The organism is Streptomyces sp. CA-294286, assembly GCF_050947155.1.
Classification (GTDB): domain Bacteria; phylum Actinomycetota; class Actinomycetes; order Streptomycetales; family Streptomycetaceae; genus Streptomyces.
On record NZ_CP192005.1, the window covers coordinates 2,228,282 to 2,243,946 of the forward strand.

Consider the following 15,665-nt stretch of genomic DNA (forward strand, 5'->3'; position numbering starts at 1 on the left):
CGGCTTCCCCGGTGCCGGAGGAGCCGGGAACTTGGCGAAGGTCCGGTGCGCGGTCGCGTCCGGGGAAGGAAGGTCCGGCGGGAGGGCCGGAGGTGGGGGCGCGTCCAGGGAAGAAGGTCCCGCGGGAGGGCCGGAGGTGGGGGCGCGTCCAGGAAGGGAAGGTCAGCGAAAGGGCCGGAGGCGCGGTCGCGTCCGGGGAAGGAAGGTCCGGCGGGGGGTCCGGGGGTGGGGTTGTCCCCACCCCCGTTCCCCCGCCCACCCCATGGCGCGGGGGTGCGCGGCCCGGCAGGCTGGGGCGCATGACCGCCAGCTCCGGTGCACGCACGCCCGGCTCCGAACCCCCTCCGACCCGCGCCTTCGCCTTCGACCGGCACATGTGGAAGGAGGTCGCGCATCTTCTGCTCGACCTTCCGGCGGCCCTGCTCGGTTTCGTCGTGACGGTGATCGTCATGGTGCTCGGCAGCGGCCTGGCCGTCACGGTGATCGGGCTGCCGCTGCTGGCCGCGGGGCTGGTGGCGGCCCGGTGGATCGGCCGCTGGGAACGGGCACGCGCGCGCGTACTGCTGGGGGTGCGGGTGGACGAGCCGAGCCCGCTCAGGGCCGCCCGGACGCAGGACGGTCTCTTCCCCTGGCTGTGGACCGCGCTGAAGGACCCGGTGGGCTGGCGGTCGGTGCTGTACTCGGTGATCCGACTGCCGTGGGGCATCCTGACGTTCACGCTGGCGCTGGTGAGCACGGTGCTGCTGTGGCCGGTACTGGGGTACGTGGCCCGGGGGCTGACCAACGTGGACCGCGCGATGGTGCGGGGGCTGCTGTCGCCGTCGGGCGAGCTGGAGCGGCGCATCGCGGAGCTGGAGTCCGACCGGGGGGTGGTCGTCGACACGGCCGCCGCCGACCTGCGGCGCATCGAACGCGACCTGCACGACGGGGCACAGGCCCGCCTCGTCGCCCTCGCGATGGGGCTCGGGCTGGCGAAGGAGAAGTTGCTGGACGACCCGCAGACCGCGGCGAAGATGGTCGGCGAGGCGCACGGCGAGGTGAAGCTGGCGTTGCAGGAGCTGCGCGACCTGGCCCGTGGCATCCACCCCGCGGTGCTCACCGACCGGGGCCTGGACGCGGCGCTGTCGGCGATCGCCTCACGGTGCACGGTGCCGGTGCAGGTGACGACGGAGCTGGGTGAGCGGCCGGCGGAGGCCATCGAGGGCATCGCGTACTTCACGGTCTCCGAGCTCCTCCAGAACGTCAGCAAGCACAGCGGGGCGCGGTCCGCGTCCGTCGACGTGTGGCGGTCGGGCAGCCGCTTGCTGATCCAGGTGCGGGACGACGGGCTCGGCGGTGCGCGGCTGGACGGCGGCACCGGGATGGCGGGGCTCGCGGACCGGCTGGGAGCGGTGGACGGGCTGTTCACGGTGCATTCGCCGCCGGGCTCGGGGACGACCGTGACGGCGGAACTGCCCTGGCGGGGGCGGGCGTCGGAAGAGACGCGCGAGGGGCGACGACGCGCGGGCGAGCGGGGCGCGGCCAGTGGGCAGCGGCGCCGGGTGCGGTAGACCGCACGGGCACGCACCGCGGTACGGCGCGGATCCGGGGGTGGGGTAAACCCCCCGGAAGGACGGAGCTTTGCCTCATGGTCCGGGGCGTCGCGGACCAGCAGTCTGGGAGAAGCACAACCACCGGGCGTCCGCCCCGGCGGCGGCAGCGTTCTGCACGGAAGAAACGGACGGCATCATGGCCACGGACTACGCCCCCCGCACCCGGGACCACGGTCCCCGGCACCCTCGCGTTCCGCCGATACTTCGCGCACCTTTCGAGGGCCGGGCGTGGCGGGAGCTCGCCTACGTGGTGTGCGGCCTGCCGATCGCCATGGTGGCCTTCGTCCTCGCGGTGGGCACCCTCTCGCTGGGGGCCGGGCTGCTGGTGACCTTCCTCGGCATCCCCGTGCTCGCCGGCGGGCTCGCCCTGTCCCGGGGCTTCGGCGCGCTGGAACGGGCACGGGCCCGGGTGCTGCTGGGCCTGGACGTGCCGTCGCCGCAGGCGTTGCGCAAGGCGAAGCCCGGGGCGATGGGCTGGATCGGGGCGGTCCTCAAGAGCGGGTTGTCCTGGCGGCACCTGCTCTACGGGCTGCTGCACATGCCGTGGGCGGTCTTCTCGTTCGGCGTGGCGGTGATGTTCTGGACGTACGGCCTGGCGGCCCTCACGTACCCGCTGTACGGATGGGCCTTCACGTACGCCGACGGCTCGACGGGCATCCGCCTCTACAGCGACACGAGCAGCGGGGCCCACCTGAACGCCCCGCTGGAGATGGCTCTGATCAGCGCGACGGGCCTGGTCCTCGTGATCGCCTGCCCCTGGGTCACCCGGGCCCTGGTCTCGGTGGACCGGCTGATGGTGTCCGGCCTGCTCGGCCGGTCCGCCCTCGACAGCAGGGTCAGCGAGCTGGAGTCGGACCGCGGCGTGGTGGTCGACACGGCCGCCGCCGACCTGCGGCGCATCGAACGCGACCTGCACGACGGGGCGCAGGCCCGTCTCGTCGCGCTGGCCATGGACCTCGGGCTCGCGAAGGAGAAGCTGGCCGAGGACCCCGAGGCGGCTGCCCGCATGGTGGACGAGGCGCACGGCGAGGTGAAGGTGGCGTTGCAGGAGCTGCGCGACCTGGCGCGCGGCATCCACCCCGCGGTGCTCACCGACCGGGGCCTGGACGCGGCGCTGTCGGCGATCGCCTCGCGGTGCACGGTCCCGGTGCACGTCGAGGTGGACCTGCCGGCCCGGCCGGCCCCGGCGATCGAGGGCATCGCGTACTTCACGGTCTCCGAACTCCTCCAGAACGTCAGCAAGCACGCCCGCGCCACCCGGGCGTCGATCGAGGTGTGGCACACGGGCGGACGGCTGATGCTCCAGGTCACCGACGACGGCCGGGGCGGCGCGAGCACGGGCGGCGGTTCGGGGCTGGCGGGTCTCGCGGAGCGGCTGGACGCGGTCGACGGCGTCCTGGTCGTCGACTCCCCCGCCGGTGGTCCGACGACGATCACCGCGGAGCTGCCCTGGCGCGGCTGACCCATCGGGCCCGGGTGCGACGGCGGCGCCCACTCCGGATTCCTGTCCCCCTCTTTCCCGCCACTCGGGCGCAGACCGGTCCGGGTGCTGGGATGCTGGGGGCAGTTGAATGCTGGACACACCGGAGTTGGGGGCAGGAAGAGTCGTGGGAGACAGGGTGCGCGTGGTCATCGCCGAGGATTCGGTACTTCTTCGGGAGGGCCTCACCCGGTTGCTGACCGACCTCGGCCACGACGTGGTCGCGGGTGTGGGGGACGGGGAAGCCCTGGTCGAGACCGTGGCCGAGCTGGCCTCGCGGGGGGAGCTGCCGGACGTCGTGGTGGCGGACGTGCGGATGCCGCCGACCCACACCGACGAGGGGGTCAGGGCCGCGGTGCGGTTGCGGCGGGAACACCCCGGCATCGGGGTGCTCGTCCTGTCGCAGTACGTGGAGGAGCAGTACGCGACGGAGTTGCTGGCCGGATCCAGCACCGGGGTCGGCTACCTGCTGAAGGACCGGGTGGCGGAGGTGCGGGAGTTCGTGGACGCCGTGGTGCGGGTGGCCGGGGGCGGCACCGCCCTGGACCCCGAGGTGGTGGCCCAGCTCCTGGGCCGGAGCCGCAAGCAGGACGTCCTCGCCGGGCTCACTCCGCGCGAGCGGGAGGTCCTGGGCCTGATGGCGGAGGGGCGGACCAACTCGGCGGTGGCCAAGCAGCTGGTGGTGAGCGACGGGGCCGTGGAGAAGCACGTCAGCAACATCTTCCTGAAGCTCGGCCTCTCGCCGAGCGTCGGGGACCACCGGCGGGTGCTGGCGGTGCTGACGTATCTGAATTCCTGAGGATCGGCGGGAGGGGTTCGCGAGGGTCCGACGGCGCCGGGTCGAGCGGGGCTCGACCCGGCTGCGGGAGCGGATCCGAAGGATGGGATCGGAGCGTCCAGCACAGGTTCGACACAGGCTTGAAACAGCGGTCCGGGGGCGGAGAAATCGTGGGGAATCAGGTCGAAGAGGTGTCTCAAAAGCGGTCCCGCCATGTGGGCGGGCCGAGTTGGGCGGCTCTCGCGGACGTAGGGTTGCCCCGGGACGACCGGTCGGCCGGCCGTTCCGGAACAGCCGCCTCTGAGGGAGGTCCAGTTCAGTGACCAGCCAGGTCAACAGTCCGGCCGTGCAGGCCGACGGAGCAGGCGTCGACGAAGCGCTCGACGCCCCGGTGACAGTTCCGGTCAAGGCCCCGGAGAAAGAGGTCCGCCGACTGGACCGGGTGATCATCCGGTTCGCGGGGGACTCCGGTGACGGCATGCAGCTCACCGGTGACCGCTTCACGTCGGAGACCGCGTCGTTCGGCAACGACCTCTCGACGCTTCCGAACTTCCCCGCCGAGATCCGCGCCCCCGCCGGAACGCTGCCGGGCGTCTCCAGCTTCCAGCTGCACTTCGCCGACCACGACATCCTCACCCCGGGCGACGCCCCGAACGTCCTGGTGGCGATGAATCCCGCCGCACTGAAGGCGAACCTCGCCGATGTGCCGCGCGGGGCCGAGATCATCATCAACACCGACGAGTTCACCAAGCGGCCGATGGCCAAGGTGGGGTACGAGACGTCCCCGCTGGAGGACGGTTCGCTGGACGGCTACAGCGTCCACCCGGTGCCGCTGACCACCCTGACCGTCGAGGCGCTGAAGGACTTCGGTCTGTCGCGCAAGGACGCGGGACGCTCGAAGAACATGTTCGCGCTGGGCCTGCTCAGCTGGATGTACCACCGGCCCACCGAGGGCACGGAGGCGTTCCTGCGGCGGAAGTTCGCGAAGAAGCCCGACATCGCCGAGGCCAACGTGGCGGCGTTCCGGGCGGGCTGGAACTTCGGCGAGACGACCGAGGACTTCGCGGTGAGCTACGAGGTGGCTCCGGCGACCGCGGCGTTCCCCCCGGGCACGTACCGCAACATCTCCGGGAACCTGGCGCTCTCCTACGGACTGATCGCGGCCGGACAGCAGGCCGACCTGCCGCTCTACCTGGGCTCGTACCCGATCACCCCGGCCTCCGACATCCTGCACGAGCTGTCCCGGCACAAGAACTTCGGTGTGCGGACCTTCCAGGCGGAGGACGAGATCGCGGCGATCGGCGCCGCTCTCGGGGCGGCGTTCGGCGGTCAGTTGGCCGTCACCACCACCTCGGGGCCGGGTGTCGCGCTCAAGTCGGAGACGATCGGGCTGGCGGTGAGCCTGGAGCTGCCGCTGCTGATCGTGGCGATCCAGCGGGGCGGCCCGTCGACCGGGCTGCCGACCAAGACCGAGCAGGCCGATCTGCTCCAGGCGATGTACGGGCGCAACGGCGAGGCCCCGGTGCCGGTGGTCGCGCCCCGTACGCCCGCCGACTGTTTCGACGCGGCGCTGGAAGCGGCGCGCATCGCGCTGACGTACCGGACGCCGGTCTTCCTGCTGAGCGACGGTTACCTGGCCAACGGCTCCGAGCCGTGGCGCATTCCCGGCCTCGACGAACTGCCCGACCTGCGGGTGCAGTTCGCCAAGGGCCCCAACCACGAACTGGCCGACGGCACCGAGGTGTTCTGGCCGTACAAGCGCGACCCCGAGACCCTGGCCCGGCCCTGGGCGCTGCCCGGCACCCCCGGCCTCGAACACCGCATCGGCGGCATCGAGAAGCAGGACGGCACGGGCAACATCTCCTACGACCCGGCCAACCACGACTTCATGGTCCGCACCCGCCAGGCCAAGGTCGACGGCATCACCGTGCCCGACCTGACGGTCGACGACCCGGACGCGGCCCGCACCCTGGTGCTCGGCTGGGGTTCGACGTACGGGCCGATCACGGCGGCGGTACGGCGGCTGCGCGGCGAGGGCGTCGCGATCGCGCAGGCGCACCTGCGGCACCTCAACCCCTTCCCGAGGAATCTCGAAGAGGTGTTGAAGCGTTACGACAAGGTAGTCGTACCGGAGATGAACCTGGGGCAGCTCGCCACGCTGATCCGGGCGAAGTACCTCGTGGACGCGCGTTCGTACAACCAGGTCAACGGCATGCCGTTCAAGGCCGAGCAGCTGGCAACGGCCCTCAAGGAGGCCATCGATGACTGAGACGGTCACGTCGAGCGAACCCAAGCACTCACTGCTGTCCCTGGTGCCCCGGGCCGAGGCGAAGCAGTCGATGAAGGACTTCAAGTCCGACCAGGAAGTGCGCTGGTGCCCGGGGTGCGGGGACTACGCGGTGCTGGCCGCCGTGCAGGGATTCATGCCGGAGCTGGGACTGGCGAAGGAGAACATCGTCTTCGTCTCCGGAATCGGCTGCTCCTCCCGCTTCCCGTACTACATGAACACCTACGGCATGCACTCCATCCACGGCCGCGCCCCGGCCATCGCGACGGGACTGGCCTCCTCCCGGCGCGACCTGAGCGTGTGGGTGGTCACCGGGGACGGCGACGCGCTCTCCATCGGCGGCAACCACCTCATCCACGCGTTGCGCCGCAACGTCAACCTCAAGATCCTGCTGTTCAACAACCGGATCTACGGACTGACCAAGGGCCAGTACAGCCCCACCTCCGAGGCCGGCAAGATCACCAAGTCGACCCCGATGGGCTCCCTGGACGCGCCCTTCAATCCGGTCTCGCTCGCGATCGGCGCGGAGGCGTCCTTCGTCGCCCGCACCGTCGACTCCGACCGCAAGCACCTCACCGACGTGCTGCGGCAGGCCGCCGACCACCCGGGCACGGCGCTCGTCGAGATCTACCAGAACTGCAACATCTTCAACGACGGCGCCTTCGAGGCCCTGAAGGACAAGGAGCAGGCCCAGGAGGCGGTGATCCGGCTGGAACACGGACAGCAGATCCGCTTCGGCGCCGAGGGCGCCAAGGGGGTCGTGCGGGACACGGAGACGGGCGATCTGAAGGTGGTCGCGGTCACCGAGGAGAACCAGTCGCAGATCCTCGTCCACGACGCGCACCACTCCTCGCCGACCACCGCCTTCGCGCTCTCCCGCCTCGCCGACCCCGACACCCTGCACCACACCCCGATCGGTGTCTTCCGGAGCGTCGAGCGGCCGGTGTACGACACCCTGATGGCCGACCAGCTCGACACGGCCGTGGAACGGGACGGCAAGGGCGACCTGGGCGCACTGCTCGCGGGCAAGGACACCTGGACGGTCATCGGCTGAACTCCCCTCCCCGCGCCCTTCCGCGAAGGAGCGCCCGGCCCGCAGCAGGGGCCGGGCGCTCCTTCCGTGCTTCCGGACGCCCCCGCCTGTCATGACCGTATTGCGGAACGGACATGACAGGCGAGGCCGGGCGGGCTTACCGTCGTCGGCGACGGGTGTGTGCAGAGTGCATGTTCCGGGCGGGAGGCCAGAGCCGTGTCGATGTCGCTGGAGACCAAGGACGAACAGCGGGCGGGACTGCTGTACGGCATCGGGGCGTACGGGATGTGGGGGCTGGTCCCCCTGTTCTGGCCGCTGCTGAAGCCTGCCGGGGCGGTCGAGATCCTCGCGCACCGGATGGTCTGGTCGCTGGCCGTGGTGGGCCTGGCACTGCTGGCCGTCCGCCGCTGGGGCTGGGTGCGCGAGTTGCTGCGGCAGCCGCGGAAGCTGGGCCTGATAGCCGTCGCCGCGGCCGTCATCAGCGTCAACTGGGGCCTCTACATCTGGTCGGTCAACAGCGGCCACGTGGTCGAGGCCTCGCTCGGCTACTTCATCAACCCCCTCGTCACCATCGCCATGGGCGTCCTGCTGCTCGGCGAACGGATGCGACCCGCACAGTGGGCGGCGGTCGGGGTCGGCGCCGCGGCGGTCGTCGTGCTGGCGGTCGGATACGGGCAGCCGCCGTGGATCTCGCTGGTCCTGGCGTTCTCGTTCGCCACGTACGGGCTGCTCAAGAAGAAGGTCAACCTGGGCGGGCTGGAGTCGCTGGCCGCCGAGACGGCCATCCAGTTCCTGCCCGCCCTGGCGTACCTGGTGTGGCTCGGGACGGTCGGCGGAGCGACGTTCGGGGCGCACGGCGCGGGACACGCGGCGCTGCTCGCCGCGACGGGCGTGGTCACCGCGGTGCCCCTGGTGTGCTTCGGGGCGGCGGCGATCCGGGTACCGCTGTCGGTGCTGGGGCTGTTGCAGTACCTCGCGCCGGTGTTCCAGTTCGTGCTGGGGATCGTGTACTTCCACGAGGAGATGCCGGTGGAGCGGTGGGCCGGCTTCGGCCTGGTGTGGCTGGCGCTGACGGTACTGACCTGGGACGCGGCGCGGGCGGCGCGGGGCGCGGCGGTGGAACGGAACGCGGCGGCGCGGGCCCTGGCGTCGGCAGCGGCGGCCGAGGCGACGGCGGACGCGGAGGCGGCACGGGCGGCGGGGGCGGGGCGGTAGACCGCGGCGGGAGGCTGGACCTCTTTTTGACGAGACGTGGCGGGGGCGGGGCGGTGGAACGGAACGCGGCGGCGCGGGCCCTGGCGTCGGCAGCGGCGGCCGAGGCGACGGCGGACGCGGAGGCGGCACGGGCGGCGGACGCGGGGCGGGACCGCGGCGGGAGGCTGGACCTCTTTTTGACGAGACGTGGCGGTTCGGTTCGGGTTACCCTCGCCGCATGGGTATGTACTTCTTCTTCCTGTGATTCCCCCGCGGACCCGGCGACGACCGCGAGCGGCTGAGCCCTCGCCCCTCCGCCGGATCGTCCGCGCGCCTTTCGCGCACCGGAAGCAGACGTCTCGACGCACGCTCGTACCCCAGGGGAATCACCATGCGCCCTCGCGCCCAGCTCTCGCTCAGGAACATCACCAAGACCTTCGGCGACCGGGTCGTCCTCGACCGGGTCTCCCTGCCCCGGCGGCCGTCGCCCATCTCGTCCGGCGCAGCACATGACCCTCCCGGACGAAACCGGTCCGCTATCCGAACAGTTCTGTCCGGATTACGCCCTTGACGGTGGGACGAACTCTCGCTGAACATCAGGCACGCACTCCGCACGCGTCACCGCTCAACTGCCTTACAGATCATACCGGTTCGGCCAGTTCCCGCACGTTCCGTCCCATCCCCGTTCGGAATCCGGAGCCCCCCCCATGACGCTTTCCCCCTCCCCCGTCGGCAGATCCCGAATATCCGGCAGATCCGGCAGGGTCGCCGCGATCGCCGCCGTCGCCGTCGCCGGTCTGCTCGCCGGAACCGCCTCCGCCTCCGCAGGCACCACCGCCGCTCCCGCTTCGGCGGGCGCGACGGCGCAGGCGCTCGCCGCCCCCGACATCCCGCTGGCCAACGTCAAGGCCCACCTCACCCAGTTCTCCTCCATCGCCGCCGCCAACGGCGGCAACCGCGCCCACGGCCGCCCCGGCTACAAGGCGTCCATCGACTACGTGAAGGCCAAGCTTGACGCAGCCGGTTACACCACCTCGCTCCAGACCTTCACCACCAGCGGCGCCACCGGCTACAACCTGATCGCCGACTGGCCGGGCGGCGACCCGAACAAGATCGTGATGGCGGGCGCACACCTGGACTCGGTGTCCTCCGGCGCCGGAATCAACGACAACGGATCGGGTTCCGCCGCCGTCCTGGAGTCCGCGCTGGCCGTCTCGCGCGCCCAGTTGAAGCCGGACAAGCACCTGCGGTTCGGCTGGTGGGGCGCGGAGGAGCTGGGCCTCGTCGGCTCGAAGGCGTACGTCAACAGCCTCCCGTCCACCGAGCGCGCGAAGTTCGCGGGCTACCTCAACTTCGACATGATCGGCTCGCCGAACCCCGGCTACTTCGTCTACGACGACGACCCGACCATCGAGAAGACCTTCAAGGACTACTTCGCCGGTCTCGGCGTCCCCACCGAGATCGAGACGGAGGGCGACGGCCGCTCCGACCACGCCAGCTTCAAGAACGTCGGCATCCCGGTCGGCGGCCTGTTCACCGGAGCGAGCCGCACCAAGTCCGCGGCGCAGGCACAGAAGTGGGGCGGCACGGCCGGCCAGGCATTCGACCGCTGCTACCACTCGTCCTGCGACAACACCGCCAACATCAGCGACACCGCTCTCGACCGCAACAGCGACGCCGTCGCGCACGCCCTGTGGACCCTGTCCGCCGGCGGCACCACTCCCCCGCCGACCGGCGACGTCTACGAGAACACGACCCCCTTGGCGATTCCCGACGCCGGTGCGGCCGTGACGTCCCCGATCACCGTGTCCGGCCGTACGGGCAACGCGCCCGCCACGCTCAAGGTCTCGGTGAACATCAAGCACACCTGGCGCGGCGACGTGGTCATCGACCTGCTCGCCCCGGACGGCACCGCGTACCGGCTGAAGAACTCCAGCAGCGGCGACTCCGCCGACAACATCGTCGAGACGTACACGGTGAACGCGTCGAGCAAGCCGGCCAACGGGACCTGGAGGCTGCGCGTCCAGGACGTCGCACGGCAGGACACCGGCAGCCTGACCAGTTGGAAGCTCACCTTCTAGCCGGACCCGAACGCCCTCCGCCCGGAGCCACGGCCCTCCGGACGACCCGTACGGGCCTGCCGACCGGCCGTGCGCACCACCGCACCACACCGCACCGCACCCGCTGAACCCTGCCGCCCCCGACGCGCGCCCACTCCCGCGTCAGGGGCGGCAGTCCAGCGACCGCAGCACGTGATCGACCAGTTCCACCGTGCGCTCCGGACTGTGCGGCGGCTTGCGCAGTGCGTACCGGTAGTAGAGCGGCCCGAACAGCAGCTCCACGGTCATCTCCAGGTCGGCGTCGGCCGCCAGCCGGCCCTGCCGCTGGGCGCTCTTGAGCCGGTCCACGGCCGCGGCGAAACGCGGAGTGACGAACTGCTCGTGGACCGCTCTGGTCAGCTCCTCGTCGTGGTGCAGCTCGGAGAGGATCCCGAGGTACGCGGGGCCGAACGGCGGCGTCGTCAGGAGCCGCACCACCCCGGTCATCTGGGTGTAGAGGTCGGCGGCGAGGTCCCCGGTGTCCGGGAAGGGCGCCTCGGCGTCGACCTTCTGCCCGACGGCTTCGAGGAGCACGGCCCCCTTGGAGGGCCACCAGCGGTAGATCGTCTTCTTGCTGACGCCCGCGCGGGCGGCGATCGCCTCCATGGTGACTCCCCCGTACCCCTTGTCGGAGCACAGGTCGATGGAGGCCGCGAGGATCGCCTGTCGGGACTTCTCGCTGCGTCGCTGCGGGTTGGGCGTCGCGCTCACGCCCGGAGTTTATCGGGCGGCGACGCGCACCGTGTTGACAGCGGAAGGACAGCCTCCAACAATAGCCACGCGAGGGGGAACGGTCCGTGTCGTGTCGAGCCGAACGGGGGACGGCTCGGGACGGCGCACGCTCAGGGCCGATCCCGTACGCCGGGGGGAACGTACGGGACCGAGCCCGTACGTTCCCCCCGCACCTCGTACCCGCCCCGACCCTCCCGGTGCGTGCGCCTACTTGGCCTCGTTGGCGGCCTTCACCAGGGCGTCCTTGGTGACCGCTCCGACGTAGACCTTGCCGTCGTCCGTCATCAGGGCGTTGACCAGGCGGGTCGAGAAGACCCGGCCCTCGCCGAACTTGCCGGACACCTTGTCGCCCAGCGAGTCGATCAGGCCCTGGGCCTGCGCGGGCATCTCGCCCTTCTCCGCACCGGCTCCGACACCCGGAGCCCCGGTGTCGATCCGGGCGATCGACGTCCAGCCCTCGCCGAGGACCTGGACGCCGCCCGCGCCGGCGCCGCCCTTGCCGAACTCCTTCTCCAGGTCCTTGCCGAAGTCCTTGCCGAGGCCGAAGTCCCCGGAGTTCTTCCCCTTGCCGCCCTCGCGGTCCTTCAGCGCGTCGGCCTCGGTGACCTTCGCTCCCTTGGGCGGGCTGAAGTCGAAGGTGCCCGCGGCCGGCCTGGCGAAGTCGACCTTGGTGAAGCCCGCGTCGACCGCGGCCTTGCCGCCGCTGCTCGGGGACAGCGTGAACTTCAGCGGAACGCCGTTCTTCGCGTCCACCGCGATCCGGATCTCACCGACCGTCGAACCGGACTGCTTGGGCTTGATGAGCAGCTGGTAGGCGTCCCGGCCGGCGACCTGCGCCGTGCCGTCGACCGTCACGGACGTGTCCTTCTCGGACGCCTTGAGTGCCTGCTCGGCGAACTCCTTGGGCGTGCCCGGTATCCCCTCGGGAAGGTCCCGGTGCTTGTCGCCGTCGGGCTCGCCCTGGACCGCGTCGCGCGGGGCCTTCGCGTGGAACACCTCGTTCGAGGCGCTGTCGTACGCCCAGACCTGGTCCTTGTTGTGGATCAGGCTGTACTCGGACGCCTCGTCGAGCAAGGACACCTTCTGCCGGTCGGGGCCGTCGGCCGCGACGCGCAGCGTGTGCGTACCCGAGGCGAGCTGCATCAGCTTGGCCTGCGGGTCGGCGGACGAACCGCCGCCGGAGCCGCCCGGGGCGTCCTTGGCCGCGCCGCCGAGGGCGCCGGCCAGGCCGTCGAACGAGGGCAGGCCCAGGTCCGTGCTGATCTTGACGGTGCCGGACAGCTGCTGGGTGTCCGAGGCGGCCATCTTCTCGATGAGCTGCTGCGCGGTGATCTGCGGCAGGTCCGGGTCGCCGGCGCTGGCGAGCGCCGGGACGAGCCCGAGGGTCAGCCCCGCCACCCCCGCCACCGCGACCGGCACCGCGTAACGCGCGGCCTTGCGGCGGCGCACCGTCCGGGTGCCCTCGGTGGTCTCTGCATTGCCGTTCGGTGCCATGTGTGCCCCTACCTCCGTGAAGTTGGCGGCCGTCGTCCTCGCGCTCGTCCCACTCCCGCGCCGCCATTCTCACCCGAATTGGTCAGGAGTGGTGAGGTCAATCAGACCAAAATGGTTGGCGCATTGCGTCAGCCCCCGGGTGCAACCTCGTCTACACCCACGGGATGACAGAAACCACCGGTTCCTCCGCACCAGGGGGTGGGGAAGAACCGGTGGCTCCTACAAGGACTTCGTGCGCGGCGCGTCAGCCCGCCCGGTGCACCACCGCGTCGCACAGCTCCGCCAGCGCCGACTTGGCGTAGCAGTCCGGCAGCGGCGCCAGGACGGCCCTGGCCTCCTCCGCGTACCGCACGGTGTCGCGCCGCGCCTGCTCCAGGGCGGGGTGCGCCCGCAGCCGCTCCAGTACGGCGGCCAGCTCCGCGTCGCCCGACAGGTCGCCGTCGAGCCGTGCGCACAGCTCGATGTCCTCCGGCCGCTCCTCGGCCTCCGCCATCGCCCGCAGGTGCAGCACCGGCAGCGTGGGGATGCCCTCGCGCAGGTCGGTGCCCGGCGTCTTGCCGGACTCGTGACTGTCGCTGGCGATGTCGAGGACGTCGTCGGCGAGCTGGAAGGCGGTGCCCAGGCGCTCGCCGTACTGCGTGAGGATGTCGACGACGCTCTCGTCGGCGCCGGCGATCATCGCGCCGAACCGGCAGGAGACGGCGACCAGCGAGCCCGTCTTGCCCGCCATGACGTCGAGGTAGTGGTCGATCGGGTCGCGCCCGTCGCGCGGCCCCGCGGTCTCCAGGATCTGACCGGTCACGAGGCGTTCGAACGCCTGGGCCTGGATGCGCACGGCCTCCGGGCCCAGGTCCGCAAGGATGTGCGAGGCGCGGGCGAAGAGGAAGTCGCCGGTGAGGACCGCGACGGAGTTGTCCCAGCGCGAGTTCGCGCTGGGCACGCCGCGGCGCACGTCCGCCTCGTCCATCACGTCGTCGTGGTAGAGCGTCGCCAGGTGCGTCAGCTCCACGACCACCGCGGAGGGCACGACGCCCGGGGCGTGGGGGTCGCCGAACTGCGACGCCAGCATCACGAGGAGTGGCCGGAAACGCTTCCCACCTGCGCGTACGAGGTGCTGCGCGGCCTCCGTGATGAAGGGGACCTCGCTCTTGGTCGCGTCGAGCAGTCCCTCCTCGACGGCTGCCAGTCCGGCCTGGACATCGGTCTCCAGAGCCTGGTCCCGCACGCTCAGTCCGAACGGCCCGACGACGGTCACGAGGGTTACTCCTGTCTGCTGACGATCAAACGGATTGTCGATCTGTCGCTGGCATCACTCAACAAGTCAGCCTATCCCGTCGACTTTCGATCACCGAGACCAGCGCCCTGTCCCCTTGAGCACAGTCGCGAATGCACCGGTATGTTCGTGAAAAGTTGATTCGACCAGGAGCAATCCTTTGTCACGAACAGAGCCCGACCCCCCACCCGAGGATCCCCCCGGAGCCACGGCTCCCGCAGGGACGGCAGCGCAACCGCCGCCCGGCGACGACACCGCCTTCTTCGGCCAGCCGAAGGGCCTGATGACCCTGTCGGGTCTTGAGGTCTGGGAGCGGTTCTCGTTCCTGGGCATGCAGGCGATCCTCGTCCTGTACTTCGCCGCCACCGTGGCCGACGGCGGCATGGGGATGGAGTCGGGCAGCGCGGCCTCCCTCGGCGCGGCGTACGGCACGCTCGTCTATCTGGTGTCCGTGGCGGGCGGCTGGCTCGCGGACCGGATCCTCGGCTCGTACCGCGCCGTCCTGTGGGGCGGCGTCCTCATCGCCTGCGGCCACTACGCGATGGCGGTGCCCACCGACGTCTTCACCTGGGTCGGCCTCGGTCTGATCAGCGCCGGAACCGGTCTCCTGAAGCCGAACGTCGCCAGCATGGTCGGCAAGCTCTACCGGACCGCCGACGAGCGCCGCGACGCCGGTTTCGCCCTCTACTACATGGGCATCAACATCGGCGCCTTCCTCGGCCCGCTGGTCACCGGCTGGCTCGCCGACCACCGCGGCTGGCACTGGGGCTTCTCGGCCGCCGCGATCGGCATGACGCTGGGCCTGATCCAGTACGTGGCCGGACGGCGTCACCTGGCCGGACGCAAGGAGGGGGCGGAGTTCGCGCTGCCGCCGGAGAAGATGCGCCGCACGGTGCGGGCGCTCGTCGCCGGAGTGGTCGCGGTGGCCGCCGTCGGCACGCTGCTCGCACTGGCGGGTTGGCTGACCATGGACCGTTTCGTGGACGTCCTGACGCTGATCTCGGTCGTCGCGCCGGTCGTCTACTTCGCGGTGATGTTCCGCAGCCCCCGGGTCACCGCGCCCGAACGCGCACACCTGCGCCCGTACGTGGTGCTCTTCCTGGCCTCGGTCGCGTTCAACTTCATCCTGTTCCAGGCGTACTCCACGATGATGCTGCTCGCGCAGTCGAACACCGAGACGCACCTGCTCGGCTTCGACTTCCCGGTCAGCTGGTACGCCTCCGCGCTCGGCGCCTTCGAGGTCGCGCTGGCCCCCGTGGTCGCCGCGCTGTGGGTACGGATGGGCACGCGGCAGCCGCACGCCTCCCGCAAGATCGCGATCGGCGTGATCCTCGGCGGCCTCTCCTTCCTGTTGATGGTGGTGCCCACCTCCGGGCACACCACCGACACGTACCGGATGGCCGCCTGGTGGATCGTCGGCTCGTACCTGCTGCTCGGGCTCGGCGACATCCTGCTCCAGACCTCGGGCATGTCGGCCACCACCAAGCTCGCGCCGAAGGCGTTCGCCAGCCAGACCATGGCCCTGTGGTTCCTGTCCCTCGCGCTCGCCAACGGCATCCAGGCCCAGACCGTGAAGCTCTACGGGCAGCTCTCCCATCCCGTGTACTTCGGCGTCAACGGCGCCGTCGCGGTCGCGGCGGGCCTGGCCGTCATCGCGGCCGGACCGTGGCTCAAGCGCACCATGCACCCCGTTCACTGAGTCG

11 protein-coding genes are annotated in these 15,665 nt (G+C 71.1%); 8 read left to right on the plus strand and 3 right to left on the minus strand.

What is annotated here, in order from left to right; genetic code table 11:
* Positions 1 to 299 precede the first annotated feature (299 nt).
* The 7 genes from ACQPZG_RS14585 (at position 300) to ACQPZG_RS14615 (ending at position 10,445) form a co-directional block, all read left to right on the plus strand.
* On the plus strand, positions 300 to 1,550 hold the full coding sequence (locus ACQPZG_RS14585; protein ID WP_433546195.1) for a sensor histidine kinase: 1,251 nt from the start codon (positions 300 to 302) through the stop codon (positions 1,548 to 1,550).
* 178 nt (positions 1,551 to 1,728) lie between these two features.
* A complete protein-coding gene (locus tag ACQPZG_RS14590) occupies positions 1,729 to 3,054 on the plus strand; it encodes a sensor histidine kinase (protein ID WP_433546196.1) in 1,326 nt (441 codons plus the stop codon).
* A 157-nt stretch (positions 3,055 to 3,211) separates the two neighbouring features.
* Complete coding sequence (locus ACQPZG_RS14595) at positions 3,212 to 3,871, plus strand: response regulator (RefSeq protein ID WP_433549407.1); 660 nt, start codon at positions 3,212 to 3,214, stop codon at positions 3,869 to 3,871.
* 298 nt (positions 3,872 to 4,169) lie between these two features.
* Positions 4,170 to 6,119, plus strand: a complete 1,950-nt coding sequence (locus ACQPZG_RS14600) for a 2-oxoacid:acceptor oxidoreductase subunit alpha (protein ID WP_433546197.1) — start codon at positions 4,170 to 4,172, stop codon at positions 6,117 to 6,119.
* Positions 6,112 to 7,191, plus strand: a complete 1,080-nt coding sequence (locus ACQPZG_RS14605; RefSeq protein WP_433546198.1) for a 2-oxoacid:ferredoxin oxidoreductase subunit beta — start codon at positions 6,112 to 6,114, stop codon at positions 7,189 to 7,191. Before ACQPZG_RS14600 ends, ACQPZG_RS14605 begins: the two co-directional genes overlap by 8 nt.
* A gap of 207 nt (positions 7,192 to 7,398) precedes the next feature.
* Positions 7,399 to 8,385 carry an EamA family transporter RarD gene (gene rarD / locus ACQPZG_RS14610; protein WP_433549408.1) on the plus strand — a complete coding sequence of 329 codons (987 nt, stop codon included), beginning with the start codon at positions 7,399 to 7,401 and terminating at the stop codon, positions 8,383 to 8,385.
* A 686-nt stretch (positions 8,386 to 9,071) separates the two neighbouring features.
* Entirely contained in the window at positions 9,072 to 10,445 is a 1,374-nt protein-coding gene (locus ACQPZG_RS14615; RefSeq protein WP_433546199.1) for a M28 family metallopeptidase, read from the plus strand.
* 141 nt (positions 10,446 to 10,586) lie between these two features.
* On the opposite strand, the gene ACQPZG_RS14620 is transcribed toward ACQPZG_RS14615, so the two are convergent.
* The 3 genes from ACQPZG_RS14620 to ACQPZG_RS14630 form a co-directional block, all read right to left on the minus strand.
* Positions 10,587 to 11,174 carry a TetR/AcrR family transcriptional regulator gene (locus ACQPZG_RS14620; RefSeq protein ID WP_433546200.1) on the minus strand — a complete coding sequence of 196 codons (588 nt, stop codon included), beginning with the start codon at positions 11,172 to 11,174 and terminating at the stop codon, positions 10,587 to 10,589.
* 228 nt (positions 11,175 to 11,402) lie between these two features.
* On the minus strand, positions 11,403 to 12,689 hold the full coding sequence (locus ACQPZG_RS14625; protein ID WP_433546201.1) for a LolA family protein: 1,287 nt from the start codon (positions 12,687 to 12,689) through the stop codon (positions 11,403 to 11,405).
* Between the two features lie 244 nt (positions 12,690 to 12,933).
* Positions 12,934 to 13,944, minus strand: coding sequence for a polyprenyl synthetase family protein (locus tag ACQPZG_RS14630; protein ID WP_433546202.1), 1,011 nt, complete (start codon positions 13,942 to 13,944; stop codon positions 12,934 to 12,936).
* A 301-nt stretch (positions 13,945 to 14,245) separates the two neighbouring features.
* Between ACQPZG_RS14630 and ACQPZG_RS14635 the strand changes: the two genes are divergently transcribed.
* Positions 14,246 to 15,661 carry a peptide MFS transporter gene (locus ACQPZG_RS14635; RefSeq protein ID WP_433549409.1) on the plus strand — a complete coding sequence of 472 codons (1,416 nt, stop codon included), beginning with the start codon at positions 14,246 to 14,248 and terminating at the stop codon, positions 15,659 to 15,661.
* Positions 15,662 to 15,665 lie beyond the last annotated feature (4 nt).

Excerpts from the sequence above, each read along its gene's own strand:
- ACQPZG_RS14585 (WP_433546195.1), top strand. The coding sequence starts at position 300 with ATGACCGCCAGCTCCGGTGCACGCACGCCCGGCTCCGAACCCCCTCCG.
- ACQPZG_RS14590 (WP_433546196.1), top strand. The coding sequence starts at position 1,729 with ATGGCCACGGACTACGCCCCCCGCACCCGGGACCACGGTCCCCGGCAC.
- ACQPZG_RS14605 (WP_433546198.1), top strand. The coding sequence starts at position 6,112 with ATGACTGAGACGGTCACGTCGAGCGAACCCAAGCACTCACTGCTGTCC.
- ACQPZG_RS14615 (WP_433546199.1), top strand. The coding sequence starts at position 9,072 with ATGACGCTTTCCCCCTCCCCCGTCGGCAGATCCCGAATATCCGGCAGA.
- ACQPZG_RS14625 (WP_433546201.1), bottom strand. The coding sequence starts at position 12,689 with ATGGCACCGAACGGCAATGCAGAGACCACCGAGGGCACCCGGACGGTG.
- ACQPZG_RS14635 (WP_433549409.1), top strand. The coding sequence starts at position 14,246 with ATGACCCTGTCGGGTCTTGAGGTCTGGGAGCGGTTCTCGTTCCTGGGC.